Consider the following 26,620-nt stretch of genomic DNA (forward strand, 5'->3'; position numbering starts at 1 on the left):
TCTCAATTGAAGAAAAAACACGCTCGACACAAAGGCACAAAGAGCGGATTTTCGGGAGATGTATGTTTTTGTTGTGAGTTTATGCTTCAAAAACGGTTCTGATGTGTCTCGGTACTGTTATATTGTGGGCAGATCATCCCTAAAAAAAGTAGTCGCATCTTCCGCGATCGCTATTCGGTTTCTTTTACTTCCTTTTATTTATGACTGTTGCTACTGCACCCAATCTGTTGTCTGAAGATGAAGCTCTGTCTCTGATTGAAACGGTGATCCAACAATCGGAAGCTGAAGATGTGTTTGTCAGTCTCAGCAACAGTGAAGAAGCACTGACTCGCTATTCAGAAAATCAAATTACTCAAAACGTCAGCAGTACCAAGTTTACCCTCTCGATTACCAGCTATTTTGGTAAGCGCAGTGCTACAACCTCTACAACTGAATTAGACCCCGAGGCGATTAAAGCGACGATTAAACGCTCAGAGGAACTCGCAACCATTGCCCCGGAAGATCCCGAATGGGTACCGTTGTTAGAACCGCAAACCTATGAAAACCGCATCCCGGCTTTTGATCAAGCAACGGCTTGTTTTTCCCCCCTACAACGCGGAGAACGAGTTCAAACGATTTGCAAAATGAGTCAGGATGCGAATGTTGAAGGTTCGGGAACTCTCAGCAGTGAAGCGGAATTATTAGCCATTGGCAATTCTCTGGGGTTGAGGGCTTGTAACCGTCTGACGAGTGCTGATTTTGGGTTTACTGCAAAAATAGACAAGGGTTCTGCTTGGAGTAAACGCAGTGCGATTAGTATTCAAGATTTACCGATAGAATCCCTCACCGAAACGATTATTAACCGGGCTTACTCTGCCCGTAATCCCCGTGAAGTTCAGCCTGGGGTTTATCCGGTCATCTTTGATGGGGCTGCCTTTGCGGAGTTGTTGATGTGGGTGATGTTTAATTTGGATGCTCGGGCTGCTGATGAAGGGCGATCGTTTATGTCGCGGATGGATGAACAAGGAAAACCTGCCGGAAACCGCGTCGGGGAAGCGATGTTTAGTCCGTTGGTGAATGTGCAGCGAGATCCGGCGCATCCTTTAATTGGGGATTCGACGTTTTTTGCAGATGGGCTGAAAAAAGATAATTTGTCTGTGATTAAAGATGGGGTTCCCCAAACGTTATCCTACAGTCGCTATTGGGCAGCCCAGCAGGGCGTTGAGGCGAATGGGGCGATGTATCCGGTTGTGATGGCCGGATCACCGCAAAGTTTGGCGGATTTGATTGCTCAAACAGAACGGGGAATTTTGGTCAGTCGCGCTTGGTATGTGCGATATGTAAACCCCCGCACGTTGGAGGTAACGGGAATGACGCGGGATGGAACGTTCTGGATCGAAGACGGGAAAATTGCCTATCCGATTAAGAATTTACGCTTTAATCAACGCTTGCCAGAACTCTTTGCAGAAGTAGATGGCTTGAGTCAGGTTGAACGTTACGGCAGTGTTGTGGTTCCGGGGGTACGGGTGAAGGCGTTTAATTTTAGTAGCATTACCGATAGCATCTAAGATTTCGGCGAATGCACATTTTCAAGATTCTGTCAAGTGGGGGTAAAAAAGGATGGTGAAAATTTGTTCGTCACAGAGAAAGGGAAGGGGTAAAAACTTGACCAAAAACGAGGCAGAGGTACGATTAAATAAGGGTTTCAGCCGCCTAAAAGAGTCAAAATACCTTATAGGTCAGACCATTCCTGTATTATGATTTGAGATAATCCTACCAAAAAGGCTGAAAGAACGCAAGCCCGTTTGCTAATTGAGAATTATTTTCGAGTTAAGTTTTGTAAAACGGGCTGTTTGATAGAATGTTCTGAACATTTAAGCTTTTATAGATTATTGAAGCTTATCGTTTAGGGGTGGGGAAGGGGGAGTTGAAGAATCTTGCTAAAATAACTTGTCAGATCCCTAGTACCATTGATATCTGCTGTTATTACTTAGTTGTTGGTAGATACATCAAGAAACCAATTTTGCTGTTTAAGTCGTTCCCATGCTTTCCGTAGATGACTAGGTTTAAACAGTTTGCGTTTTCTTTCATTCCATCTATAGTTATCCTCCAGATGATTTGATAATTTCTCTAGCTTAATTTGCTTTTGACTTTTTAGCCATTGAATAACTTGTTGGCGATCGCAATCAGATAGATACCCACTTGAGCCTTTATATTTAAGCTTTAGCCCTTCAATACCAACGCACGCATAGCAGGTTTTCCATTTACTGATAAAGGCAGCAGAAACTTCTAAAATTTCTTGAATTATTATAGGTTTTCAACCTTGCATTAACATTTTGATCACTTTGGTGAGATTATCCCCAGATGTAAGTATTTAAAACATTCATAACTTCTTACTTGCTGGAAATAGATCTTTATATCCCTGACAATATTGATCGATCACCGAAACTGTTGGTTGTGCATCTCGGGCTAAATGCTTAAGAATTTGTAATTCTACATCCATTGTCCCATCTGCTTTATAGCTATTAAATCTGTTGACAAAAGAGGGGTATTTTTCATAACTAAAGGGTTTGAATTGATTGGGGTATGCTACCATTTGCGGGGCGATTTAAGATAGCCGATGGTGTTGCAATTATTCTCCGCACTTTAGAGTTAAAATTCCCCCTGAACATTCTCCCCATTGCTGAATCTTGGGGATTCCAAATCTCACGATTTGGGCTTCCTAATCACGCCCTCGTCGGCTTAGGTAATCTGGATCTATCGGAGCCATTGGGTAACATCTAAAGTCGTTCCCGTCAACTTGATCACCGCGCCTGAACTATCGAAAACCGGACCGCCTCGGGCGTTGATATAGCGAACTTCCCCATCATTGACCCGAATGATGCGTAAATTAGCTTCAAATGGTTCTCTTCTAATTGCTAGAACCCGAATAGCCTCCTCATGGAGTTGAAGATCATCGGGGTGAATTAGGGCAAAAACTTCTTCAGAGGTGGGGGCTGGCTGATTCGGATCGAGACCATGAATCAGAAAAAGTTCCTCAGTCCAGTAGGTTTTGCGAGTTTCCATATCGAACTCCCAACACCCGACTTGAGCCACTCGTTGAGCATTTCGCAACATCATTTGCGATCGCCGCAGTTGAGCCTCAATATGTCTGCGACACTCAATTTCTTGGTGTAGACGGGCATTCGCCACCATCAATTCTTGCCAAATGTTAGCGGTAATAGAATCGAGCATCCCTTCTGGGGGACAGGGTACTCCGTTAGAGGGCTGGGTTTCCACGTTGTAAACCGGATCGAGACAGTACCCCTGACCGTAGTGGGTCTGAATAAAATCTTGAATACCCGCCCGTTCGAGTTGGCGGCGAATACTACGGATGTGGCTCTTGATGGTGGCGTCGGTGGGTAATTGATCATCCAATGTCCACAGGCGATCGCCCATCTCGCCGCGAGAAAACATTTGCCGGGGATGGCTCAGAAATAGCTCCAGGATTTGATATTCCTTGCGGTTGACTTTCAAAACTTGACCGTGGCAGGTGATCTGTCGGGAGATGGGATTGAGAGACAACGGCCCCCAGGTTAGCAGGGGGCTGGCTCGACGAAGGCCCCGCCGCGCCAAAGCCCGGAGATGGGCTAGGAGTTCTGGGGTCTCAATGGGTTTCATCAAACAAGTATCGGCGCCACTATCTAAACCCTCGATACAAGTCCCCGCACCGGAAGGCGACCGCATCAACAAAATAAGCACGGGGTTGCCCACATCCCGCAAGCGACGACATAGGTCAATTCCATCCAGCTTGGGTAACAGTAACTCCAGCAAGACCGCATCGTACATAAACGCCTGGAGCAATTCCCAAGCCTCCTCGCCATCGGTGGCGACATCGACAACGAAACTGTGGCGAGATAAATCTTGATGCAGCTTGCTTCGCAGGGTTTTGTCAGGGGAAGCCAGCAGAATTCTCATGGTTCAATGTTGAGCTTTCAGAATCAGCAAGAGGATCTGTTCAAAATTACACGAATTTTTTACCTTTTAACTGTACACTGCTCCAAAGTTGTTCAGTAAGAGCCAGATCTCGAAGGGTAGCTATATGGTTCCCGCCTCACATCAGGCCAATGATTTCATTCAAAAGAATGCCGTGACGAGTGGTGTTATCAACGCCATAATCAATGGTGCGATCGGCTGGTTTATGTTTCGAGGAAAAGAGACGATACCTTTGACCGTTGACACGATATCAGCCCACGAAAAAACGGTTTTCTCGACGGGAGTGATGACGGCATTTATCCTGTCCCTCATCTTGGGAACGATCGCTTTTTTTACCTTTAGCAAAAAAGCCAAAGATTTCTCGGTTCCATTCCCTGAGCTTTTGAACCGACCCTTTTTATTTTTTGGGGTGAGAACGGTTCTATTTTATTCTCTGTTTGCCTTTGGTACGGTGACATTGGTGGCTCTCTTCTTACAAAAGTTTTTGGGGACGATTTTGGTTACTCCACTGGTCGGCGCCATTATCTTGGGGGCGATCGCCGGGATTGCCTCTTGGTTTATTAATGCGGCGGTTATGAAAGCCATGTTGCGGCCAGAGTAGGTTTTTGAGGGATAACAGCAGGTTGAACCGGGCTTAGTTGAGAACTGCTATAACGACAGGTTCTAAGTATTTAACATTGTGGAGATTTTTTGGGTATGACTGTTTTGGAAGCGTTTAAGCTCGAGGGTCAAGTCGCGATCGTGACGGGGGGCGGAGCCGGCATTGGTCGGGGCATTGCCGAACTGTTTGCCGAGGCCGGGGCGGCGGTAGTGGTCAGCGATTTGAAAGAAGACACTGCGGCAGCCGTCGCCAACGGCATTAAGGAAAAGGGCGGTCAGGCTGTGGCTGTGGCTTGCGATGTGACGAAGGACTCGGATCTGGAAAATTTGGTTCGGTCTGCCCTGGATGCTTTTGGCAAAATCACCCTGCTGGTCAACAATGCTGGCGGCGGCGGGCCGAAACCCTTTGATATGCCGATGGACACTTTTATTTGGGCTTACAAGCTGAATGTATTTTCGGTGTTTCATTTGTGCCAACTGTGCGCCCCCCACATGGAAGCAGCAGGACAGGGGGCGATTTTAAATATTTCTTCGATGTCGGCGGAAAATAAGAACGTCAATATGGCTTCTTATAGTTCCTCCAAAGCCGCCGTCAGCCACCTGACCCGGAATATCGCCTTCGATTTGGGACCCAAGGGAATTCGGGTGAACGCGATCGCCCCCGGTGCGATTAAAACCGATGCCCTGGCAACGGTACTGACCCCCAAAGTTGAAAAAACCATGCTCAAGCATACGCCCTTGGCACGGTTGGGAGAACCCAGCGATATCGCTTATGCGGCACTGTTTCTCTGTTCCCCTGCGGCGAGTTGGGTTAGCGGGCAAGTGCTGACTGTTAGCGGCGGCGGCGTTCAGGAATTAGATTAAACGCTTGCTGAGAGAGGCCGGGACTGCCTCGCCTGATTGGATTTCAGAGTATTCAAACCTAACAAAAAAACGACCATGAGCAATTTTGATGCGTTTGCTGACTTTCGGATGAACGGCCAGGTGGCGATCGTAACGGGCGGCGCCCAAAACATTGGAGAAGCCATTGCCAAAACCTTTTCGGGTGCGGGAGCGAAGGTGATGATCGCCGACCTGAACGGGGAAAAAGCCCAAGCAACGGCGGCGGCGATCCAAGCTGAAACGGGCAATGAAGTGTTAGGTGTGGGCTGCAACGTCACTGTTGAGGCGGACATTCAAGGGTGCGTCGCCAAAACCGTCGAAGCCTTTGGGGGCGTTTCAACTTTGGTTAATAACGTCGGTTGGGGCAAAGCCTACGACGATCCCCTCGATGTTCCCTTAGAAGAGATGATCGACAGCTACAAGCTCAATACCCTGTCGGCCATGCGGATGACCTCCGTTTGCCGCCCCTATCTCCTGCAAGCTGAAAATGCCTCTATTACCAACTCGGGTTCTTTGGTGGGGGTTTTACCTGCCTTTGACTTCATCGCCTACTCCGCCGCCAAAGCTGCCCTCAACCACATGATGCTGGGTTTGGCTCACTATTTTGCCAAGCAAGTTCGCATCAACACGGTGCTTATCGGTACGGTGATCACTGAGGGCTATGCGGCGGCGGGTTTGGATGAAAAAGCCCAGTATGCCCTGGCTCACCCCGATAACCTGACCGGGCGGGCAGGTAAACCCCAGGATATTGCCAACGCCTTCCTGTGGCTAGCGTCACCGGCGGGGTCCTGGGTGAGCGGCCAAACCCTGCAAGTCTCCGGCGGGGGTAAGCGCGTGCGCCTCAAGCCGGAATAACCCGGGTGGGAACCCGTCGCCGCTTCTGCTTAACCTGGCTCTGAGATTGGGTTTGAGGGTTCGGAAAGATACAATTCACAAATTAACCTCATGGCTATGCAAAAACCACGCAGTCATCGGGTTAGAAGACTTGAATGTTTCTGGGATGTTAAAGAATCATAAGTTAGCAGGTGCTATTGCTGATTCTGCTTTTTCTGAAATTCGCCGCCAAGTTGAGTATAAGTCTGTATGGTTCAAGAGTAGTTTTTGCTGACAGATTTTATCCGTCAACTAAGACCTGTTCAAATTGCGGTCACGTTCAACAAATAGCTCTGAAAGAACGAGTTTTCAACTGTCAGGCTTGCGGTGTAAGCGTTGACCGTGATTTGAATGCTAGCCTAAATTTATAGCGCTACGCGCTAGGCAAAAGGCAAAAGGCAAAAGGCAAAAGTTAGATAAAAAAGGTTTTCAGCTTTTACTAATGTCCTAACCATAATGCGTAGTGCTATATTACATTATGCCGAGGGCTTCTCGGTAAAAAGCCTGTCTGACCGGGTGCTGCCGACAGTCCGGGGTGATGCAGGAACGAAACATTAATACGGTTTATACCGTGTTATATCAGTTTTCGATAGCAGTTTGTGCAGGAAATGGGTTCGGGTATCAGCTACTTTAGCGTGAAATTTAGCTAACTGCTTTCTTTGGCTTTCATACCGTTTAGATCCTTTGGTTTTCCGAGATAGATTTTTAGATGACTTTTTCAGCTTCCTCATCCTTTTAATCAAGGGTTTGGGAGCTTTTATTTTTTGTCCATTGCTCAGGGTAGCAAAGGTTGTAAATCGGTGTAGGCATTACGGATGGATATACAACAAATCTGACAGGGGAGGAACTGGTGTTAAAATTCTTTGTATCGTTTTAACCAGGTGGGAGTGGGACAAAAATTAACTTTAGCTGCGATCGCCGCATCTCGATCTACAGCATGGTTACTAATCACCCAAACTTCTTGAGGATCATCTGTTAGTTGTAATAGAGCTAATCTCAACATTCCGGCGCCGGGTTTACGAAAAGAATCATAGTGTTGTTGACCGGGGCGGCTAAGATTGAGGAAATCTGAGCGTTGATATTGGGTTTGAATGATTTGAACTTTGTTTTGAACGGAAAAATCGAGTTCTACAGACCAACAATATTCCCCAGTCCAATCACTAAAATAAACCTTGCTAATAGCGGGAAACAACTGCAAAGTATAGACAACTTGCTGTTGAACGGCTTCTAGAGATTGAGGAGTAGTCGGATGATTAATCTGATCTTGATTGGAGTGAGCGATAATTTTCCATCCGCTTCGATAGAAATAGGCGATCGCGTCGGTGACACCTGCAAGGGGTTGTAAATCGTGGGAATGTTGGGGAAAGGGTTGACCGGAGAGGGTGGTAGTTAAGGTTCCCATGCAGTCAACCAGCAAGGCTTTAATCATTGATGTGATGTTGACTCGATATTGGGGTCTCCGAGAAAATACGGAGACGGGAGAGTAATATTGTTCTAGGAATTTATCGCTATGAACTTAACTTCGTTTTGACCCATTCTTGGACTTTTTTGCCATCAGCTTGACCTTTCAAGCGCTGCATGGCTAGCCCCATAACTTTCCCCATATCTTTAGCCGAACTCGCCCCAACTTCAGCAATAATTTCATCAACAATAGAAGCCACCTCAGAATCTGAAAGTTGCTGAGGGAGGTATTCTTCAATGATGGCTAATTCGGCTTTTTCGGTGTCAACTAAGTCTGAGCGTCCAGCTTTTTGATATTGTTCAATAGAATCTCGTCGTTGTTTGGCTTGCTGCATTAACACCTCAAGTTCCTGTTCAGGTGTCAGAGTATCTTGACCCTTACCTCTGACCTCACTTTCTTTCTCAATCAAAACCTTCTTAATGCTGCGAACCGCCTCTAGCCGGACTTTATCCTGAGCTTTCATCGCCGCTTTAATCTCTTCGCTGATTTGATCCTTTAAACTCATGCACTGTACCTTTTGTAAAAAGATCCCCCATTTGCCGGGTCTAGGGGATGAGGATTAAGGTTTTCTGAAATCGGTTTGAACTTAGTAGATGTATCCACTTTGAGATCAAGATCCGTATTTCCCCCATTTTAATTTGACGCAGAATTTTTAACAATAAAAGAGAGACCCACTTTTGATAGATTGATGCTGAAGTTGTGGCTGTTAAGTTAGTAAGCGAAAGACCGGAACGAAGCTGAGGCTCTATGGGTCTATGTCCTGTCAATCCTGATTTGCTCCCCCATAACAGTGGTAAGATTTCCATGAATGAACTGCGAGGCCATACCGTGATCCGTTCTGCTACTTTACCTGTTCCCCATCCGGAACCTTTGGTTCCCGATCATAATCGACTGCGACTGTTTTCCGGCTCGTCAAATATCTCACTGGCGACGGAAGTGAGTCGCTATCTCGGGCTGGACTTAGGCCCGATGATTCGCAAACAATTTGCGGATGGTGAATTGTATGTGCAGATTCAAGAATCCATTCGCGGTTGCGATGTTTACTTGATTCAACCCTGCTGCCATCCCGTCAATGATCACTTGATGGAATTGTTGATTATGGTTGATGCTTGTCGTCGTGCATCGGCTCGCCAAGTGACAGCCGTTATCCCTTATTATGGGTATGCCAGAGCTGATCGCAAAACGGCAGGTCGAGAATCAATTACGGCGAAATTGGTGGCGAATCTAATTACAGAAGCGGGTGCGAGTCGAGTTTTAGCAATGGACTTACACTCCGCGCAAATTCAGGGCTATTTTGACATTCCCTTCGACCATGTTTATGGTTCTCCGGTGTTGCTGGACTACCTAGCGAGTAAGAATTTACCCGATATCGTGGTGGTTTCTCCCGATGTCGGCGGTGTTGCTAGGGCGAGAGCCTTTGCGAAGAAGTTGGATGATGCGCCCTTGGCAATTATCGACAAACGACGTCAGTCTCACAACGTGGCTGAAGTGTTAAACGTCATCGGAGACGTTGAAGGGAAAACGGCGGTGTTGGTGGACGATATGATTGACACCGCAGGCACAATTACCGAAGGCGCGAGACTGCTGCGGGAAAAAGGCGCTCGACAAGTTTATGCTTGTGCGACTCATGCGGTTTTCTCTCCCCCCGCAGTTCAACGGTTATCGGAAGGATTGTTTGAAGAAGTGATTGTCACCAATACCATTCCAGTTCCCCCGGAAAAACAATTTAAGCAGTTAACGGTGCTGTCTGTTGCTAACTTGCTGGGAGAAACCATTTGGCGTATTCACGAAGATACTTCAGTCAGCAGTATGTTCCGATAAAATACATCTAATTTTCCCAGTAGGGGCGGGTTCAGCAAGATTTATTGCTCTGACAACAACCGAACTAAACCCGCCCCAATCATCTTTTTTGATGCTATCTGTTTTGATTTTCGCTGAAAGTCTAGACGGGTTGAACGCACCCCAGCTCAATTAAAATTCTAGCTGGGGATTCTTATGCTAGGCTTTGCTTAGACCCCATAAGGTACTAAGCGTCACTGGCGTTCGCAGCGTCTGGGAGGAACTTTTGCCTTCCCAGACCCTAGTAAATTTACTATTTGTTAATACCGCGTACCAATATCTGGCACCGATGTTGTAAGAAGCGGATAAATCGGCGTTGTAGCGCAAGTTGTTCTCAAATATGGCTTGGGAATACTTCTTATTGCTCCGCTTGATTAAGCCACTACCATCAAAGGCATAAGCACTGGTGTACTTGGCGTTAATCTTGCTCACTTTTCCGCCTAATTCGGAGAATTTCTGGATGGTCAGTTCAACCAATTTGTCCTTGCACCATTGATGAAATCTCTGTTTTTGCAGAGAACCCTGTTTCCCGCCTTTGGCTTTCCAATTCGACAAGTCCTCAAACACAATCACACTGACATGATGTTTTTGGGCCAACTCAACAATCTGTCTCGAAACAGTTTGAGCAATGTGTTTGTTGATGTTTTTGGATTTTCGATATAAACCTTGGCAGAAGCCCTTGGGCAAATCTTGGTTAATGATTTTCCGAGTTAGCTTGGATTTGGTAGCAATGCGCTGTTTACGCTGGTCTCGATGGTCTATGTCTCTAGCAGGATTAATGAATTTCCTGGCTTTTACAGTACCGTCCTTGCCAATTATTGAGCAGGTTGCTGTTGTGTTTATACCAATATCAATAGCACAAATATAATCTGAATCGGGTAGAGATTGAGGATTAACCTCTACAGGCATGGAAAGATGCACACTTCGTTTATTGGCAATGAAAGAGGGAGATAAGAGCTTTGCTCCTTCTCTGATATGCCGACTTTTTCCATGTTTTTTGACGGGAATATTTTTCATCCAAACCCAGTCAGTACCATTCCATATTTTTAGCTCTACTGCATCGAAGTTGGAGTGATATTTAACTTGTTGACCTTTGTACAAAGCTGGATAGCTGTTGCACATCACGGTCAACCTGGGTGGCTTGTCGTACCGATGCTTCCGTTCTCCTCTGTTCCAAGTATCCCAGCGAGTAAAGAAGCTACTAACAATACCTAAAGCATCTTGAATCGCAGCACGTCTTAGATAACTGGGGAATTTCTGGAATGAAGGATAACGACTAATACTTTTCTGGAAATACCAATAGTATTTGGGATTAGGATTATCCTCTGTTTTGTGAACCAGCTTTTCTAGAGTATTGACTCTTTCGTTGCTGTTTAATCCCGAGAGATTTCCCCAATTCCAATAGCTAATAAGCACTAATGGCTTCAGAAAATGTCGGTATTGCGCTACGGTCAAGATTGCTAATCGACGCTGCTCGGAGGTCATTGCTAATTGCCATACATCGGTTCTGATGTTTGACTCTTTCTCGGTTTTTTTCCGCTTGGATTGCTTTTTAACTTTCTTCTTGACCATAGCTTCGACCTCAGCTTAGATAAATATCATGCTACTCTAGTACCACTTGGTTGTCAACTTAGTTCTAGGGTTGGTTACATGACTATGACTAGACTCAAGACTCGCTCCAATTCAGCATTTCGGTTAATCTATCATCTCGTGCTTGTAACTAAGTTCAGGAATAAAAGCCTGACCAGCGAGATGATTGACAGGCTGAACGAGATTTTTAGAGAGACATTGCACAAATGGGATTGTGAATTGGTGGAATTTAATGGGGAAAGCGACCATATCCACATTTTGTTTGAGGCTATCCCCAGTATTGAGCTTTCACGGCTGGTTAACAATCTAAAAACCGTTTCCTCTCGACTGACGAGGAAAGAACATGAGCAGCACCTGAAGCAGTTCTACTGGTCATCAAAACCTATGTTTTGGGCCAGTAGCTACGCTTTAATTACAGTAGGAACTGGAGCCACCCTGGATAAACTGATTGAGTATGTGAAAAATCAGGAAAAACCAGACTAAGGATGCTCCGCTTATTTTTGTTGTTTCGCGCTCCCCCACCTAAATTAAAAATTCTAGGTGGGGACTGCGCTCAACTATTTTGTTCAAAGAGATTTATAACTAAACCCGCCCTCAAACTTCAACCTCCCCAAACTTTTTTGAGAATATCGTCGGGTGAGAGATCGGCTATTTTCCCGGTCGGAGATTTCACCGCAATGACGCGATCGCTTTTCGGTAATAATTTCTCGGGGTCAGTAGGCCCAAACAAGGCAATGGTATAAGTTCCCACCGCAACGGCTAAGTGCATGGGCGCACTGTCGGTACAAATCATCAAATTCGCTGCCGCAATCATTGCCGCAAGTTTACCAATATCTCCCGGCGTTGTCACCTTCACCTCTCGACAAACCTGGGTTAACTGACTCACCCAAGCCTGATCTTCTGGCCCCTTAACAACAACAACAGGTAAATTCGGTTGTTGTTGCTGCATATCTTGAATCACTTTCTGCCATTTCTCAACGGGATAAATCTTGTCAATTCCCTTTTGTTGAGCCAACAGACTAGAACCGCCATGAATCAGGATATAACCACTGTCTTTAACCCCTAGCTGTTGCTGAGTCGCCTCAGCCCAGCTAATATCGGATTTAGGAACATTGATCGCCAATCCCTTAAACGGTACGCTTAAATCCAATCCTTGCAGCAAATCGTGATACATTTCGGCGGCATATTGTTCGGTTTTCAGGGGAACCGCATTGGTGAGAAAAGCCGCCCCTCCACTTCCAGCATATCCTACCCGTTGGGGAATTCCCGTCAGCCACAACAACAAACCGACTGTCCATCGTTGTCCCAAAGATACCACCAAATCAAACTCTCGTTCTCGAACAATGCCGAGAAAATTTCCCCAGTCTGCGAGGCTATTGCGGTCTTTAAAATCATAGGTGAGGACTTCGGAAACCGATTTACACACCCGATAAGCACCTTTAGCCCTGGGTTCAACCACGACAGAAATTTGGGCTTGGGGGTAAGCTTGTTTGAGATCGTCTAAAGTCGGAAAGAACAAAACTTGATCGCCAATTCCGCCAGGGACAAGGGCTAGTATTCTCATCTCTATACAAGTTAATCTACTGAACAGCTTAATTTTAATGGAATACCACCTTACAGACTCAAAATCTCAAAATGCACTTATTAATTCCGGCAGCAGGCCTGGGGCGACGCATGGGATCTTCCCGCAATAAACTGCTTCTGACTCTCCTTGATCAACCCTTACTGGCCTGGACACTCAAAGCCGCAGAAGCTTCTACTGCGATCACCTGGATAGGAATTATCGGTCAACCCATTGATTTCCCCGATTTTGAAGCGATTCTCGCCCAACTAAACCTCACAACCCCCATCCAGTTCATTCCAGGCGGTTCAACCCGTCAGGAGTCGGTTTACAACGGCTTACAGGCTTTACCCCCCGAGGCGGAACGGGTGTTAATTCACGATGGCGCCCGATGTTTGGCGACGCCTGCGTTATTTAATCGTTGTGCGGAGGTGTTGCAAACTTGTCCGGGTTTAATTGCCGCGATTCCTGTTAAAGATACGATTAAAATTGTTGATAATAATGGCTTCATTCAAGATACCCCAGATCGACAACAGTTATGGGCTGCCCAAACTCCCCAAGGCTTTGAGGTGAAGTTGTTGAAACAATGTCACGATAGCGGACAGTCTCAAGGTTGGGCGGTGACAGATGATGCGGCGCTGTTTGAAAAGTGTGGTTTACCTGTTCGGATTGTTGAAGGGGAGGAAACCAATCTAAAAGTTACCACTCCAGTCGATTTGCGGGTTGCTGAGTTTATTCTCCGGGAAAGACAACCTGAGAACTGAAGTAAGAGCGGGTTTATTACAGTTTACAGTTTACAGTTTACAGTGACCAGTTTTTACAGTTTACAGTTTACAGTTATTAGTTATTAGTTATTAGTTATCACTGATAACTGGTCACTGATAACTGGTCACTGATAACTGGTCACTGGTCACTGGTCACTGTTTACTGGTCACTGGTCACTGGTCACTGTTTACTGGTCACTGTTTACTGGTCACTGTTCACTGAAAAACTGGTCACTGTCTAACGAGTTCCCCGACTCATAAACGGTTGACAAGGCCAGAAACGGATGGGTGTATCTTTGATTAAACGGTTAATTTCAGCGATCGCTTCGGTGTGAGACAAGTCATCTCGGGTAATCAAAAATTTCAAGATATCAAAACTCGGTGTCTCAACGAGGTAATAACCGCTATGTACATCAATTTTTTTGCGAAAATTTGCAATGGTATTTATCGCATCAATCATCAAACCATTCCAGATATTTAACTGCCAATCAACGGTATTTACGCCTTTCATTTGGGAACAGTCGAGATAATTGAACTTTTCAAATAAGTCGTAGGCTGAAGTGGGTTCTACGGCAGGTTGTGTTGTTACCATCACTCGAACATAAGGACGATATTCGCTCTGATTCTGCACGGTTTTAATCGGTTTTAGATAAACATTTCCTAACCGTAATCCTGACATTTCTAAACTGGGTTCGGTAAACCAATTGCCGAGTAAAGACAGATATCGGAGAACGAGATCTCGATCACTGGAAAATAAGTAAATTTCTTGACAGCGTTGAATGGCAGAGCGGACATAGTTATTCCGTCCTTCTCGCAGGAATTCTAGGGGGATATCAGGGGCAGATAAAATGAGTTTATTTAGAATTAGATAATCTCCCATCTGATTTTTTTCTTCTTCTATTCGTTCGTCTTTGCCGAATTTATCGGATAATATCCTTAAAACATTGACTAATACTAATCCTCCCATACTATGCCCGATTAAATTGACGTTTAAAGGGGGAAAACTCCTATCTGGTTGAGTTTCGGGGTCAAACGGCATACTCATATAAGGATTTTGCCCCAAGACTTTATCTAAGCGCCAAAAGAACTCTGCTAAGTCTGGTGCGCCGTAATGAATGGCTCGATAGCGATCGCGTTGATAGACGACTAATCGCAAAATTTGCATTAATAATAACCACAGGACAAACACGACAAAAACCACTGCTTGCCACTGTGCAATTAATGCTCCGATTTTTGAGAAGTTGAACCAAGCCCAAAGCGGATCTAAAATGGGTTCTAGTCCGAAAGTTTGTAAGAGGGGAACAATGGCTAAAGCCGCAAGGATATAAAGCACTGTTCCGGCTGTCAAAGCCAATAACGCCATCGTTAATAAAAACTTGAAGAAAATCCCCCAATTGTATCGCGCATCTGTCCAAAGTGCGGGAGTAAAAAAGGGTTGTTCTCCCGGCCAAGTATAGCCAATATAAGCACTTTTATCTTCTAAGGTGCCAATATAATTAATCGGCCCTTTCAAGCACAAGGATTCCGCTTCACTATCAAAAGATGTATAGAATTGTTCGGCGGGAGTTGAGTAACCATGAGTTCTTAGAGTCAAGCGTTTGAAGTTTTGCGATCGCAGGATAATCCCCAACTCCGCAATATTAAAGAGGGGACGAAATTTATCGATTGGCGGTAATTTTCGAGCCACATTTAATGACGTTGGGGCTGTACTAATGACTAAAAAGATGTTAGAATATTCTCGATTCACAAAAACTTCAAAGTTGCGACTCACCGCCGGGGTAAACTGTTTATTGTGCCAATTATTCAGGGTGCGAATCACGTAATTTTCATTCACTTGTTTGGCAAATTCTGGGTATTCATTCGGATCACAAGTTGAATGAATTGCCTCGACAATCGCCTGTTCTCTGTTATAACCGCCATAGGTGGGTAAACCATAAACCGTTTCGGGTTTAACGCCTGTGGGTTGAGTGTAAGCAAGCTGCACAATACGGGCTTTTGTCCATCCGTCAGAAAAGGGTGCTGCATTGCGAATAATTGACTCTAACCAACGGCGATCATTGTTGAGGGTTTCTTTGTGCCACTCCAAAGGTAAACGTTCATAGGTCCGCTCAATTTCCATAGCCTTTCTAATGGGGGTATTTTTGGCAGAGATTCACTCTATTTATAGCAGGAAATCTGCCCAAAAACTAGGGATGAGTCTCTCAATCTAACTTAATAAAATGTCACAGTTAGTTCGTTAATCCCATAACTGCCGCCACCAGGGTTTTTCTTCAACGGGGAGTAAATGGGCTTGACTGCGAATATCGTTAATATTCCAATTGGTTAACCGGGCTAAATTTTGGATTTCTTCTTCTTGTCGATCGCGAACAGATTCTTGATAGGCGTCAGCGAGATCGCAAGTCATTTCACCTGTGTAGGGATGATTAATCACATATCGTCCTTGAAATAACTCTTGATTTCCGGTTTCTTGAAACTGTAAATCTTCCGGGAACGTCTCACGAGTATACCGCAGATGAACCCGACTGATAAACACATTTGTCTGTTGTCCGGGGTTTAACCAAAAGACACCTGCTTGCTTCAATTCTTCAGGGGTTAAGGGGTCAGCCGCACAAGGATCACAGCCTTGCATATTCCAAGAATATTCTAAAAATCCGACTCTTTTTTGTTCTTGTTCATAGGCTGTTTTAAACATTGCTTGGTAGAAATCGGCAAACTTATTTTGAATAAATTCAGGAACGTCTACATTAGACGGAATTTTCACTGTTCGATAGTTGGTCATTTCGGTTTGACCTTGAGGAGAAAGCAAGTAAACAATTAAATCTTGTTCTCCGGTGGCGTTCATCATCCCTAAGCGAATCGGTAACATAAATCGGGGTGATTCATAAGCCATCATCAATGGACGTAACGATTGAAAACCCGCCTGATCAAATTCGGTTAAATTGACTTTAGCAACAAAAAACTTTAAATTTTGTCGAATATAAGGTTGTAAAAGCTGACTCGCTCCTTGAGGGATTTGATACCCGTTCTGAATCAGCCAAGTTTCTAATCCATCGGATTCTTTTGCGCTTAAAATAATAATATCATATTCTCCGACGGTAAAGCGAGATTCAATTGTGACACCTAAGGTTTTATTGCTTTGGGGTTCAGCTTCCGGGGCTGATTGCAGAAACACATCTCCTCCGCCTCGGGTGCCTCCACCGGAATAAGTCATACAAGGATTATCATCAAAATATTCAACCAGTCGAGGCGCACTAAAAGCATCAATTCGTTCAATGATTTTGGGTTCACCGACTCGCACCTGATCTTCAGTTAAAACAACTGGAACCGGAACAACTAAAGCAAAATCTTTAACGTCTCCTTTGTAGTCATTCGCCATTGTTAAAACGGTGCGATTTCCATTTCTCGCCAGAATAACTTGTGAGGCTTGGTTGTATAAACGACTATCGGCTTTCGCGACGTAAAATCCACAAAACGCCCAAGCAGAGGGCGCAAATAGAGTAAAAGCTGCTAGAATTAAAGGGAGGATAATTGAAAGTTGAGGAATCTTTTTCATGGTCAGTCAACAAAAGAAAAAAAAGGTTAAAGGGAAAACTGAGTTGAGCGATAATTTAACCAGATAAACCGAGGATTTGACCAAATTTCATCGAAAACTAGCGTTAGGGGAGAAAGGAGAAATAACGCCCAAAATATAGCGGTTGACAAAAAGAATAAATGCTGTAGAATAAACGTGAGAACAGCGATACTAATTGCCCAAATGATCCGACTTTTAGAAGCATTGGGAATGGAACGAGGATCGGTTAACATAAATAGGGCAAATAATAGCAAACTCCCACTCATTAACTGATGAGTATAGACATCAAAACTCCATCCTAAATAGAGATGACGAATGGCTTCTAGTCCGGCGTAGGTGGCTAAAAATGTGGCTGAGGTTTCCCAACGTCCGACTTGTTTTAAGATCATTCCACCCAGTCCTAAGAATAACAGAAAATACCAGCTTTCGGTTCCCCATTGTCCCGGAGAAACCCAAGCATCGGAGGTGAGGGTTAAAGCCGTAATAATTCCAAAGTTAGCTGGGTTGAAGAAATGTTTGCCTCGGTAATGTAAAATAAACTTACTGGCGATCGCACAAACTCCGGCGAGTATCATCGTTGTTTCACTGTTCGCCCGCAATAATAAACATAATCCCAAAGCGGTAATTACAGCACTTTTCCAGGAGGATAAACTTGCTTTATTAAAGTCCCCAACTTGAAGCGATTGAGAATTTAATTGTTGTAACCCAATCATCAAACCCTGGGTTAATAAACAAGTGCCAATCACTGCTATAATGAATTCAGGTTTAATGGTCCAGTCTCGGGTATTAACCCCTAAACCTAAAAAGAGGGAAAGAAACAAAATTTGAGCATTCCGAGCATCTTTAAACATGGTTTATCCGGCGGTGTGCTGTCTAGTGATCTCTGACGGTTTGAATGATTTTAATTGTTCCTGCAATCTTCACTAATTTTTTGACGCTACATCAACAACAAATCAATAAAATCATCCAGACGATTTTGATATTTTTCGGTTTGTTCTTGACCTAACTTAACAATACTCCGAAGATTAACGTCTGAAGTATTATCAATCGGGAATATATCTTGACCCTTCAAAACCGGACTAATTCGCAGATATTGGCTATGTTTTTCGATCGCGTCATAAATTTGCTTCATCTGATAATCAACGGTTTCAGATACTCCCGTCATAATGATATCAAACAACGGAATTAACCATTCAATCTTACCCCAGTTTCTCGCTTTATTGTAGGGATAGATTCGTTTAACATCGCCCGTTCCTAAAGAAAGAATAACCATTTCATTGGCAGTCGGGCCACTTTCATAACGTTCATCTAAATTAAAGTAACGGTTAAATTTATGACGAACTTCTGCATAAGCACAAAGGGCGGGATTATTGGCAAAAACACCCCCATCGACAAAGGTATAAACTTCATTTTTCAGAGATCTAATTTGAGCAACTTCAAAAAAAGTCGGAGCCGCACTTGTCGAACGAACAACATCTCGAACTAAAAAATCATATCGAGAATCAAGCCGTGCATCATGTTGAGTAAAAAAATGAGCTTTGCGTTGTTCAATTTCATAAGCCGTAATTAAACTTGGCTTTAAAAGTTGACTCAATCTTAAATCTCCAAAGAAAGTAGCCAAGAGTTTTTCAAAGCTATAGTGAGAATACTTTTCATTGAGAAATCCTCCAAAATTCAGTAAACTATGCAAAAAGGATTTTGCAAAAATTTGATCAGACTTCTCATAATAAAACTGTAAGACTTCCTCTGCGGATAGCATGGGTTTAGTTGGCGAGTTGGGATCAGGACATAAATATAAGCTCGTTAAAATCCCTCCGGCACTACTCCCGGCAAGCAAATCAAAATATTCAGCCAGTTTAGCCTGGGGATTTCCCGTTTTTTCCTGTAATTTTTGCTCAACATAAATCAAAATTTTAGCTGGGATTAAACCGCGCACGCCGCCGCCATCAATCGATAAAATCCGAGTAAATTTAGCCATATCAATTCAGCCTCCAAACTAATAAAATCGAGAACAACTAGCGATTCCAACGTTGAGCCAAATAATCGCGGACTTCAAAAAAGTCATTCCAAAAAATATAAGATTTTTGCTGATGATCAAGGTATTGAGCAAGGCGATCTCGAGCAAACACAAGCGGCGAACTCAGAGCCATATTTAAGTCGGTGACTGAATCTCCAATCGCTACTTTTTCATCACTTTCATACAAATCCATAATCTTCACTTTGGCAACTAATTCAGTGCCAGCTTCAAACTCAGATTTAACCCGCCAATACTCTCCCTGACTGTCAATATCAACAGCATAAATCGCCGCAACCCGATTGATTAATTCGCCTAATACCGTTTCAACCATAATCCGAATTCCCCCGGAAACCACGACAAAAGGAACCGCTTGACTATCCAAAAAATCAATCAATTCTACCAATCCAGGGCGAATCTGCTGACTTTGAGAAAAGGCAATCACTTCTGGATATCGTACCGAAGGAATCGACTCCAACATCTGTCGTACCCCTTGACGTAGGGTTAACTCTCGATTGTACAATTTTGGCATAATCTCCGCCGACATTTTAGGAGTAAACTGTTTGAGCATGGCAACAAAAGTTTCTTCGGCGGTTATCGTGCCATCAAAATCACAGAAAACAATAGGTTTCATGGTGGTGTTGATCTATACTACTATTGAAGTGATCCTATTCAGTAGAGTGTCTACGCGAAAATCCCCTCCTCTAATTGTTGATATTCTGCTGTTTATCGTTTTAACATGGTTGGGTTACGAATTCTTCAACAGATTTTTGAGGGGTTCCTCCCATTCTCAGATTAGTGTTGGCGAAAAAATTTTGATTCCTACAGCAACAAACCCCAGTTGATTCTAAGCTTTAAGATGATTAATCCTAACGTAAATCAACTGGGGTAACATAAAAAGATACAAATTCAATGTTATTACTGATCAAGAGGCAAAATCAGAATGCTAAAACAAGCACTCGTCACGGGATCAGCAACGGGGATCGGACGAGCGATCGCCCTCGATCTGGCCCAACAAGGATTTGATGTTGCCTTTCACTACAACCGCAATCAACAAGCGGCCAACCAAGCCGCTCAGGAAGCCCAAACCTATGGCGTTAAAGCAATCACCCTTCAGGCAGATATTACCGACAGCGATCGCGCCCAATCACTCGTTGATCAGGCTGCTGATCGTTTAGGAGGATTATCAGTGATGATCAACAATGTTGGCAACTTTTTGCAACGGAAAACAAGCGAAGTTTCTCTAGAAGAATGGCACGAAATCCTTAACTCCAACCTGAATTCTACCTTTTACACGACTCGCACAGCCATTCCCTATCTCAAAGCCGCAGGCGGGGGTCGTATCATTAATTTTGCCTGTGCAAGCGCTCAAAACGTCCTTGCTCGAAACCTCGATACACCCTATATGATTGCTAAAACGGGCATTATTATTTATACCAAATCCCTAGCCGTTGAACTGATACCCGATCAGATTACCGCCAACATCATCGCACCCGGAGTTGTTGAAAATTCCGTTGGTTTAGAAGGGGTTATTCCTCGCTTACCCAGCAAACGCCCCGCCACCCTACAAGAAATCACCAATGCGGTTAGGTTTTTAATTGCTCCCACAGCCGACTATATCACAGGCCAAGTATTAGAAGTATCGGGAGGCTGGAAATTGTAGTCTATGGGGTGTTAAGCTTTGAACGAACCTAATAGAAAACCATCTCGGTTAACACGATTTACCTATGCTTCGGCTTGAGGATCTCTACGAAATTCACGAAAAATATCGGCCTGCTCTTGATGCCCAAGTTGAAACATTTGCGATCGGCGATCAGATCTTCGATTTTAACGTGCGATCAGCAATTTTAGGCGTTGTCAATCTTTCTAAAGATTCCAAACACAAAGAAAGTATTTGCTTGACGACAGAGCAAGCGGTTCGTCGTAGCATTATTCTGAATGCTGGGGGCGCTGATATTATTGATATTGGTTCGGAAGCAACAGGCAGCCAGGCAGAGCGAGTGGAGGATTTTCAACAAATCAGCATGATTATTCCTTTGCTTCGTGATCTGCACAAACGGGGAATTTTGACGTCTATAGAAACATACTACCCGCAAGTGGCAAAAGAATGCTTGCAAGCTGGGGCAAATATAATCAACTTGACGGGTTCGACAGACAGCGAAGCCATTTATCGACTGGTTTCAGAATTCGATGCTGGAGTGATCATTTGCTACCTTCAAGGGGGAAATGCCAGGGAAGTTGTTAACTTTACGGTAGGAGACGATCCGGTTGAGCTAATGTACGAGTATTTCGCGAGAGAAATAGAAGTCGCCACTGGCTTAGGAGTCAAGAAAATCTTTATCGATGCTGGGTTTGGTTTTGAATACCAAAATCTCAAAGAAAGTCTGCTGAGAATTCGCTATCAAATGAAAACGATGCTCACCAGCTTTCGACTGAGGACGTTAGGATTTCCGATTTGTCAACAACTTCCCCATGCCTTTGAATTCTTTGGAGAAGAACGTCGCAATGGTCAACTTTTTTTTGCTGTACTTGCTCTTCTCGGAAAAACTGATCTGATCAGAACCCATGAAGTTCCGAAAATCAAGGCAGTCTTAGATACAATGGACTTTTTTTAGATCAAGTCACCTAAAGAAAGACATCCAAACTTCAAATGGATAAGACTTTATTGACTGCTTTATAAAACTGATATAACGCGGTACAAACCGTGTTAATGTTTACTTCCTGCATCACCCCGGACTGTCGGCAGCACCCGGTCAGACAGGCTTAAACCGAATAGCCTTCGGCAAAACGTTCTAAATTTAGGCTGGCATTCAAATCACGGTCAATGCTTACACCGCAATTCTTACAAAGGCTCGTTGCATAGATGTATTCTGTTATCTTACAGATAGTACCGTGTTGTACCATAAATTGTCAACTAAGTTACTGCTCCTGATCGCTCCACTTGTTCAAGCAATTCAGCAATTGTCTTCCCGGAGATCGGATCGATCCAATGGGGCGCAATCTCTGCTAAAGGAACCAAAACAAAAGCCCGTTCACTCATACGAGGATGGGGAACTTGTAGATCAGGAGTTTCTAAGATAAAATCCTCAAACAAAATTAAATCCAGGTCAAGAGTTCGTGGCCCCCAACGCTCTTGACGAACACGACCAAATTGATTTTCAACGTTGAGTAAAGTTTGGAGTAATTGGTAAGGTGTGAGTTGTACTTCTAGCAAAGCACAAGCGTTGAGATAGTCCGGTTGCGCTGGGCCTATGGGGGCCGTTTTGTACCAACTTGATCGCCGTTTGACCCGAATTTCGGGAATGTGATCAAGAGTTTGCAGGGCTTTTTCTAAGGTTTCAGCAGAGTCACCCAAATTGCTCCCCAGGGCAATAGCAGTTTGGTAAAATCGGGGTATTACAAAGGAAGATATGCGATCGCTCATAAAAACTTGATCCATCTAGATTGATCTGTTCTACTGCCCTTGAATCTCAGTATTATAATCCTTAGAGGACTCATCCGGTAGATGGCAAGGTGCTAACTTTTTTCTCTCAGTCTAGGCAGTTGAGCGATAGTTATTGTCCCTAAACTTAGGCTAAGAGTTGAAGCGTTTTCATGTTATTTTAGAGCTAAATTAACCAAAGCGAGGATGGATGGATAAAATCGAGATCGTGGGCTTACGCTACTACGGTTATACGGGATACTTACCTGAAGAAAAGGTACTGGGTCAGTGGTTTGAAGTCGATTTAACGCTCTGGCTTGATTTAGCTGTTGTCGGAAAAAGTGATCTCTTAGAAGATACCTTAGATTACCGCCAAGCGACTGATTGTGTCCGCCAGCAAATTGAAACCTCTAAATGCGACACTATCGAATATTTGGCGACCCAAATGATTCAGTCTTTACTCCAACTTGATCGCGTCGAGAAAGTCTGTCTACGCTTGACGAAAGTTGTGCCGCCTATTCCCGGTTTTCCGGGCAAAATTGCTGTAGAATTGACTCGATCCAGAGACAATTCGTTGTAGTCCCCTCTGGTTATGCGAGAGCAAATTTCAACCGTCAGAGAATCTCTTACCCAGCTATTTCTTTTAACAACAGTAGGAGCATTAGTCGCTCATCCAAACGGACGAGTTTTGATTGTTAGGACTATAGTTCATTGTTCAAGACTTACCAATCCTCTCGCTTGTAATCCCTATCAATCCAATCATTTTCAAACGGATTAACAGAACGTTTTTGGATTTTAACAGGGAGGTTAAATTCTTGTTTTGGTTCATCATCATCATCATCATCTTCTTCTTCCTCCTCCTCATCTTCTGATAAATTCAAGTTCAAGGGTTCAATAACATGGGCAATTGCATCTTGAATAAAACTTTTGACAAACTCATCTTTTCGAGTCAGTTTAAACTGTCGTTGTACAACTTCTGTTATTCCTCCGTCTCCCCAATCTTGATCTTGACGGAAATATTCAATAAAACTTTTACCCGCAATGCGAGTTAAATAAGCCGCCGTTACGGCTTGAATTGCCTTGCCAATCACTATCGTTCCAAAATGAAATTGTAGGGCAGTTGCCACTAATTTTATCGCCCCTTGCACAACGCCTAAACTGGCTAACGTCTTGGCTAAAGATAAGGCTAATTCCCGCCCCCGTTCTAAATTTAATTCACAGCCATAAATCTTGCCAATTTCCACCACCATTTGAGCATTAACCGCAGCAGTTGCTAACAAATCAACTACAGGTAAAGGCGTTACTGCAATCACTCCCGCCCCTATCCATTGAAACCGTTCAACCACTTTATTCGCTTGACGACGGCGTTGAGTATCCAATAAATTGCGGGCTTCTTCTCCTAAACGTTGAGATTGTAATAACATATTATCAGCAATTAAATCTTCCCCTTCTTCTCGTAAAATCTTGGCAATTCGACGAATTAACGGCATAATATCCGGTTCGGGTTGAAACTGTTCTCCCGTCTCCAAAATAACGGCTTGAGGATTAGCCGCAACGCTAACAATATCTTCCGGCGAAATAAACGCTTGCAGCCGTTCTTCTAGACGAGAAAGAATAATATTTTGATCTTCTTCTGTATACAAGTCAATTTTATTGAAAATTAACAGCGATCGCTTGCCAATTTCTGCTAAACTATAAAGGGGTTGATATTCCGATTGTCGTAAATCGTTATCAACCACAAACACTAATAAATCCGCTTCTGTTGCTAAGGTTCGCGCTAATTTTCCCCGTTCCGAACCCGCCGAACCCGCCTCCAAAATTCCCGGTGTATCGGTAATTAAAATCTCTCGTTCTAACCCTTTTAATTGCAAACGATAGGTTTCTCCAACTTCTGTCGTTCCCATCGGCGCATTTACCTTTCCCACCATTCGCCCCATTAACGCATTTACAATCGATGTTTTTCCCGCAGAACCCGTACCAAAAATAACAACTTTAAGATTACCCCGAGATATATATTCTGAGATTTCATCTGTTCGATTAATAATCGCTTGACGGGCGACTTCATCTTGAATGTGATCAACCTGTTGGCGAATCGTTTTTAAAGATTCTTCGGTTGCTGAGGCTTTATCGACAGGAACCCGCAAATTTGAGGGGCGTTTTTTACGAGATTTGCCAGTTTTTTTGAATAATCCGGTATAATAAAAAAAGGCAAAAATTAACAGCCCCAATAAGATAATAATTAACAGCAAAAGCAAATTCGCTAAAATCGGATGAGCAGACCAAGCAATTTGACTGTATAATCCAGAGATAGACGTGATTAGCCAAATCATCAACCCCAGAATCAGACAGACGCCGAAAATTAGAAGCAAAAAGCGAGAGATAGTCATAGCAAAAAACGGAGAAACCGCAGCAAATGAACTCAGATTACCTTCTATGTTAGCGAGGATTGAATCAAACGAGAGAAATCGATGAGGTATAACGCTGAATCAATGTCAAAATAGTAAAGTTGTTTGTAGATTGGAAGTTGGCATCATGGCACGTTTGGCACTCTTGAGTACATCCGATAAAACAGGACTCATCGAATTTGCCCAAATCTTAGTCAAAGAATTTGAGTTTGATTTAATCAGTAGTGGGGGTACTGCAAAAGCCTTGAAAGAAGCAGGTTTATCCGTTACCAAAGTCTCTGATTATACCGGATTTCCTGAAATTTTAGGGGGACGAGTCAAAACCTTACATCCCCGTATTCATGGGGGAATTTTAGCCCGTCGAGATGTTCCCGAAGATTTACAACAGTTAGAAACCCATGAAATTCGCCCGATAGATTTAGTAGTTGTTAATCTTTATCCCTTTGAACAAACGATAGCAAAAGCAGGCGTAACATTAGCTGAAGCGATTGAAAATATTGATATTGGTGGGCCGACTTTGTTGAGGGCATCGGCAAAAAATTACGCCCATTTAACGGTATTATGTAATCCCGAACAATATCCCGAATATTTAGAACAACTGCGTCAAAATTCAGGTGAAATAGGATTAGAGTTTCGTCAAAGTTGCGCGTTAAAAGCCTTTCGTCATACCGCAACTTACGATCAGGCAATTTCAGCTTATTTACAACAACAAGAAACCCCCGAAGAAACCCCTCTCCCTTCAGTTTATACCGTAAGCGGCAGCGAATTACAAGCCCTACGGTATGGAGAAAATCCTCATCAACCTGCAACTTGGTATCAAACGGGAACTGTTGCAACAGGTTGGGCTGGCGGAAAAATATTACAAGGAAAACCGTTAAGTTATAATAATTTAGTGGATTTAGAAGCCGCTAGACGAATTATTTCCGAGTTTCCTGATGAACCCGCAGCCGCCATTTTAAAGCATACCAATCCCTGCGGCGTTGCAATGGGAAATAGTCTTTCTGAAGCCTATCAAAAAGCCTTTGAGGCGGATTCTGTTTCCGCTTTTGGGGGAATTGTCGCCTTAAATCGGGCAATTGATGCCGATACAGCAACGGCATTAACCCAAACCTTTTTAGAATGTATTGTCGCCCCCAGTTGTACCCCAGAAGCCTCAGATATTCTTCAGAAAAAATCAAAACTCAGAGTATTTATTTTACCCGATTTAATGCAAGGGCCGTCAGAAACCGTTAAAATGATTGCGGGAGGATTTTTAGTGCAAACGGCTGATGATGCGGTAGAAAACCCTCAAGACTGGAAAGTGGTAACAGAAAAACAACCCACCCCCGAACAATTAGCCGAATTATTGTTAGCCTGGAAAGTGGTTAAACACGTTAAATCAAACGCCATTGTTGTCACCAAAAACCGAACAACTTTAGGGGTTGGCGCCGGACAAATGAACCGCGTTGGTTCGGTTAAAATTGCCCTGGAACAAGCTGGAGAAAACGCCAAAGGGGGATATTTAGCCAGCGATGGATTTTTCCCTTTTGATGACTCAGTGAGAACCGCAGCAGACGCCGGAATTACAGCCATAGTTCAACCGGGGGGAAGTGTGAGGGATGAAGATTCTATTAAAGCCGCAAATGAGTTAGGCGTGATTATGGTGTTAACCGGAATGCGTCATTTCTTACATTAATTAAAAAGC

At 43.8% G+C, this 26,620-nt stretch carries 24 protein-coding genes and 2 pseudogenes; 12 read left to right on the forward strand and 14 right to left on the reverse strand.

Annotation, left to right across the window (positions count from 1 at the left end):
• The first annotated feature begins 200 nt into the window (after window positions 1-200).
• Window positions 201-1,547, forward strand: a complete 1,347-nt coding sequence (locus VB836_RS14870) for a TldD/PmbA family protein (protein WP_323220221.1) — start codon at window positions 201-203, stop codon at window positions 1,545-1,547.
• A gap of 781 nt (window positions 1,548-2,328) precedes the next feature.
• Here the strand turns inward: VB836_RS14870 and VB836_RS14875 are convergent.
• Together VB836_RS14875 and VB836_RS14880 are read right to left on the reverse strand one after the other, a co-directional pair.
• Window positions 2,329-2,482: pseudogene (locus VB836_RS14875) on the reverse strand (IS701 family transposase); the annotation flags it as partial.
• Between the two features lie 254 nt (window positions 2,483-2,736).
• Window positions 2,737-3,936 carry a response regulator gene (locus tag VB836_RS14880; RefSeq protein WP_323220223.1) on the reverse strand — a complete coding sequence of 400 codons (1,200 nt, stop codon included), beginning with the start codon at window positions 3,934-3,936 and terminating at the stop codon, window positions 2,737-2,739.
• Window positions 3,937-4,060: 124 nt separating this feature from the next.
• Between VB836_RS14880 and VB836_RS14885 the strand changes: the two genes are divergently transcribed.
• The 4 genes and pseudogenes from VB836_RS14885 to VB836_RS14900 all read left to right on the forward strand — a co-directional run.
• The gene (locus tag VB836_RS14885) at window positions 4,061-4,555 is read left to right on the forward strand and encodes a permease (protein ID WP_323220225.1); all 495 of its coding nucleotides are present in this window, start codon (window positions 4,061-4,063) and stop codon (window positions 4,553-4,555) included.
• Between the two features lie 95 nt (window positions 4,556-4,650).
• Window positions 4,651-5,418: a 7-alpha-hydroxysteroid dehydrogenase gene (gene hdhA, locus VB836_RS14890; protein WP_323220227.1), complete on the forward strand. Its 768-nt coding sequence runs from the start codon at window positions 4,651-4,653 to the stop codon at window positions 5,416-5,418.
• Between the two features lie 75 nt (window positions 5,419-5,493).
• On the forward strand, window positions 5,494-6,291 hold the full coding sequence (locus VB836_RS14895; protein WP_046278232.1) for an SDR family oxidoreductase: 798 nt from the start codon (window positions 5,494-5,496) through the stop codon (window positions 6,289-6,291).
• A 58-nt stretch (window positions 6,292-6,349) separates the two neighbouring features.
• A pseudogene (locus VB836_RS14900) lies at window positions 6,350-6,680 on the forward strand (RNA-guided endonuclease InsQ/TnpB family protein); the annotation flags it as partial.
• A 183-nt stretch (window positions 6,681-6,863) separates the two neighbouring features.
• On the opposite strand, the gene VB836_RS30370 reads toward VB836_RS14900, so the two are convergent.
• From VB836_RS30370 to VB836_RS14910, 3 genes are all read right to left on the reverse strand, one after another.
• Window positions 6,864-7,088, reverse strand: coding sequence for a transposase (locus VB836_RS30370; protein WP_407659677.1), 225 nt, complete (start codon window positions 7,086-7,088; stop codon window positions 6,864-6,866).
• A gap of 74 nt (window positions 7,089-7,162) precedes the next feature.
• Window positions 7,163-7,738, reverse strand: a complete 576-nt coding sequence (locus VB836_RS14905) for a hypothetical protein (protein ID WP_323220230.1) — start codon at window positions 7,736-7,738, stop codon at window positions 7,163-7,165.
• Window positions 7,739-7,817: 79 nt separating this feature from the next.
• A complete protein-coding gene (locus tag VB836_RS14910; protein WP_323220231.1) occupies window positions 7,818-8,276 on the reverse strand; it encodes a GatB/YqeY domain-containing protein in 459 nt (152 codons plus the stop codon).
• A gap of 323 nt (window positions 8,277-8,599) precedes the next feature.
• Here VB836_RS14910 and VB836_RS14915 point away from each other — a divergent pair, with 323 nt between their 5' ends.
• On the forward strand, window positions 8,600-9,592 hold the full coding sequence (locus VB836_RS14915; RefSeq protein ID WP_323220360.1) for a ribose-phosphate pyrophosphokinase: 993 nt from the start codon (window positions 8,600-8,602) through the stop codon (window positions 9,590-9,592).
• Window positions 9,593-9,769: 177 nt separating this feature from the next.
• On the opposite strand, the gene VB836_RS14920 is transcribed toward VB836_RS14915, so the two are convergent.
• Window positions 9,770-11,182: a transposase gene (locus tag VB836_RS14920; protein ID WP_323220232.1), complete on the reverse strand. Its 1,413-nt coding sequence runs from the start codon at window positions 11,180-11,182 to the stop codon at window positions 9,770-9,772.
• 78 nt (window positions 11,183-11,260) lie between these two features.
• Here VB836_RS14920 and tnpA point away from each other — a divergent pair, with 78 nt between their 5' ends.
• Window positions 11,261-11,683, forward strand: coding sequence for an IS200/IS605 family transposase (tnpA, locus tag VB836_RS14925; protein ID WP_323220234.1), 423 nt, complete (start codon window positions 11,261-11,263; stop codon window positions 11,681-11,683).
• Window positions 11,684-11,801: 118 nt separating this feature from the next.
• Here tnpA and VB836_RS14930 read toward each other — a convergent pair whose 3' ends face one another.
• Window positions 11,802-12,764 carry a glycosyltransferase family 9 protein gene (locus tag VB836_RS14930; protein ID WP_046280124.1) on the reverse strand — a complete coding sequence of 321 codons (963 nt, stop codon included), beginning with the start codon at window positions 12,762-12,764 and terminating at the stop codon, window positions 11,802-11,804.
• A 71-nt stretch (window positions 12,765-12,835) separates the two neighbouring features.
• Here VB836_RS14930 and ispD point away from each other — a divergent pair, with 71 nt between their 5' ends.
• Window positions 12,836-13,525, forward strand: a complete 690-nt coding sequence (gene ispD / locus VB836_RS14935) for a 2-C-methyl-D-erythritol 4-phosphate cytidylyltransferase (RefSeq protein WP_323220236.1) — start codon at window positions 12,836-12,838, stop codon at window positions 13,523-13,525.
• A 238-nt stretch (window positions 13,526-13,763) separates the two neighbouring features.
• On the opposite strand, the gene VB836_RS14940 is transcribed toward ispD, so the two are convergent.
• The 5 genes from VB836_RS14940 to VB836_RS14960 form a co-directional block, all read right to left on the reverse strand.
• Window positions 13,764-15,644 (reverse strand): alpha/beta hydrolase, encoded by a 1,881-nt coding sequence (locus tag VB836_RS14940; protein WP_323220238.1) that lies wholly within the window; start codon window positions 15,642-15,644, stop codon window positions 13,764-13,766.
• Between the two features lie 117 nt (window positions 15,645-15,761).
• A complete protein-coding gene (locus VB836_RS14945; protein ID WP_323220240.1) occupies window positions 15,762-17,078 on the reverse strand; it encodes a DUF2330 domain-containing protein in 1,317 nt (438 codons plus the stop codon).
• A gap of 26 nt (window positions 17,079-17,104) precedes the next feature.
• Window positions 17,105-17,947 (reverse strand): RnfABCDGE type electron transport complex subunit D, encoded by an 843-nt coding sequence (locus VB836_RS14950; protein WP_323220242.1) that lies wholly within the window; start codon window positions 17,945-17,947, stop codon window positions 17,105-17,107.
• Between the two features lie 86 nt (window positions 17,948-18,033).
• Window positions 18,034-19,074, reverse strand: coding sequence for a patatin-like phospholipase family protein (locus VB836_RS14955; RefSeq protein ID WP_323220244.1), 1,041 nt, complete (start codon window positions 19,072-19,074; stop codon window positions 18,034-18,036).
• A 37-nt stretch (window positions 19,075-19,111) separates the two neighbouring features.
• Window positions 19,112-19,744 carry an HAD-IB family phosphatase gene (locus tag VB836_RS14960; RefSeq protein WP_046276475.1) on the reverse strand — a complete coding sequence of 211 codons (633 nt, stop codon included), beginning with the start codon at window positions 19,742-19,744 and terminating at the stop codon, window positions 19,112-19,114.
• Window positions 19,745-20,053: 309 nt separating this feature from the next.
• Between VB836_RS14960 and tmpR the strand changes: the two genes are divergently transcribed.
• Entirely contained in the window at window positions 20,054-20,773 is a 720-nt protein-coding gene (gene tmpR, locus VB836_RS14965; protein ID WP_323220247.1) for a bifunctional dihydropteridine reductase/dihydrofolate reductase TmpR, read from the forward strand.
• Window positions 20,774-20,837: 64 nt separating this feature from the next.
• Window positions 20,838-21,725 (forward strand): dihydropteroate synthase, encoded by an 888-nt coding sequence (locus VB836_RS14970; protein ID WP_323220249.1) that lies wholly within the window; start codon window positions 20,838-20,840, stop codon window positions 21,723-21,725.
• 299 nt (window positions 21,726-22,024) lie between these two features.
• On the opposite strand, the gene folK is transcribed toward VB836_RS14970, so the two are convergent.
• On the reverse strand, window positions 22,025-22,534 hold the full coding sequence (folK, locus tag VB836_RS14975; RefSeq protein ID WP_323220362.1) for a 2-amino-4-hydroxy-6-hydroxymethyldihydropteridine diphosphokinase: 510 nt from the start codon (window positions 22,532-22,534) through the stop codon (window positions 22,025-22,027).
• A 208-nt stretch (window positions 22,535-22,742) separates the two neighbouring features.
• Here folK and folB point away from each other — a divergent pair, with 208 nt between their 5' ends.
• Complete coding sequence (gene folB, locus VB836_RS14980) at window positions 22,743-23,111, forward strand: dihydroneopterin aldolase (RefSeq protein WP_323220251.1); 369 nt, start codon at window positions 22,743-22,745, stop codon at window positions 23,109-23,111.
• Between the two features lie 142 nt (window positions 23,112-23,253).
• Here the strand turns inward: folB and VB836_RS14985 are convergent, their stop codons facing one another.
• Window positions 23,254-24,918 (reverse strand): YcjF family protein, encoded by a 1,665-nt coding sequence (locus tag VB836_RS14985; protein WP_323220253.1) that lies wholly within the window; start codon window positions 24,916-24,918, stop codon window positions 23,254-23,256.
• Between the two features lie 145 nt (window positions 24,919-25,063).
• Between VB836_RS14985 and purH the strand changes: the two genes are divergently transcribed.
• Window positions 25,064-26,611, forward strand: a complete 1,548-nt coding sequence (gene purH / locus VB836_RS14990; RefSeq protein ID WP_323220255.1) for a bifunctional phosphoribosylaminoimidazolecarboxamide formyltransferase/IMP cyclohydrolase — start codon at window positions 25,064-25,066, stop codon at window positions 26,609-26,611.
• The last annotated feature ends 9 nt before the right edge of the window (window positions 26,612-26,620 follow it).

The organism is Limnoraphis robusta BA-68 BA1, from assembly GCF_034932365.1.
In the GTDB taxonomy this organism is placed as follows: domain Bacteria; phylum Cyanobacteriota; class Cyanobacteriia; order Cyanobacteriales; family Microcoleaceae; genus Capilliphycus; species Capilliphycus robustus.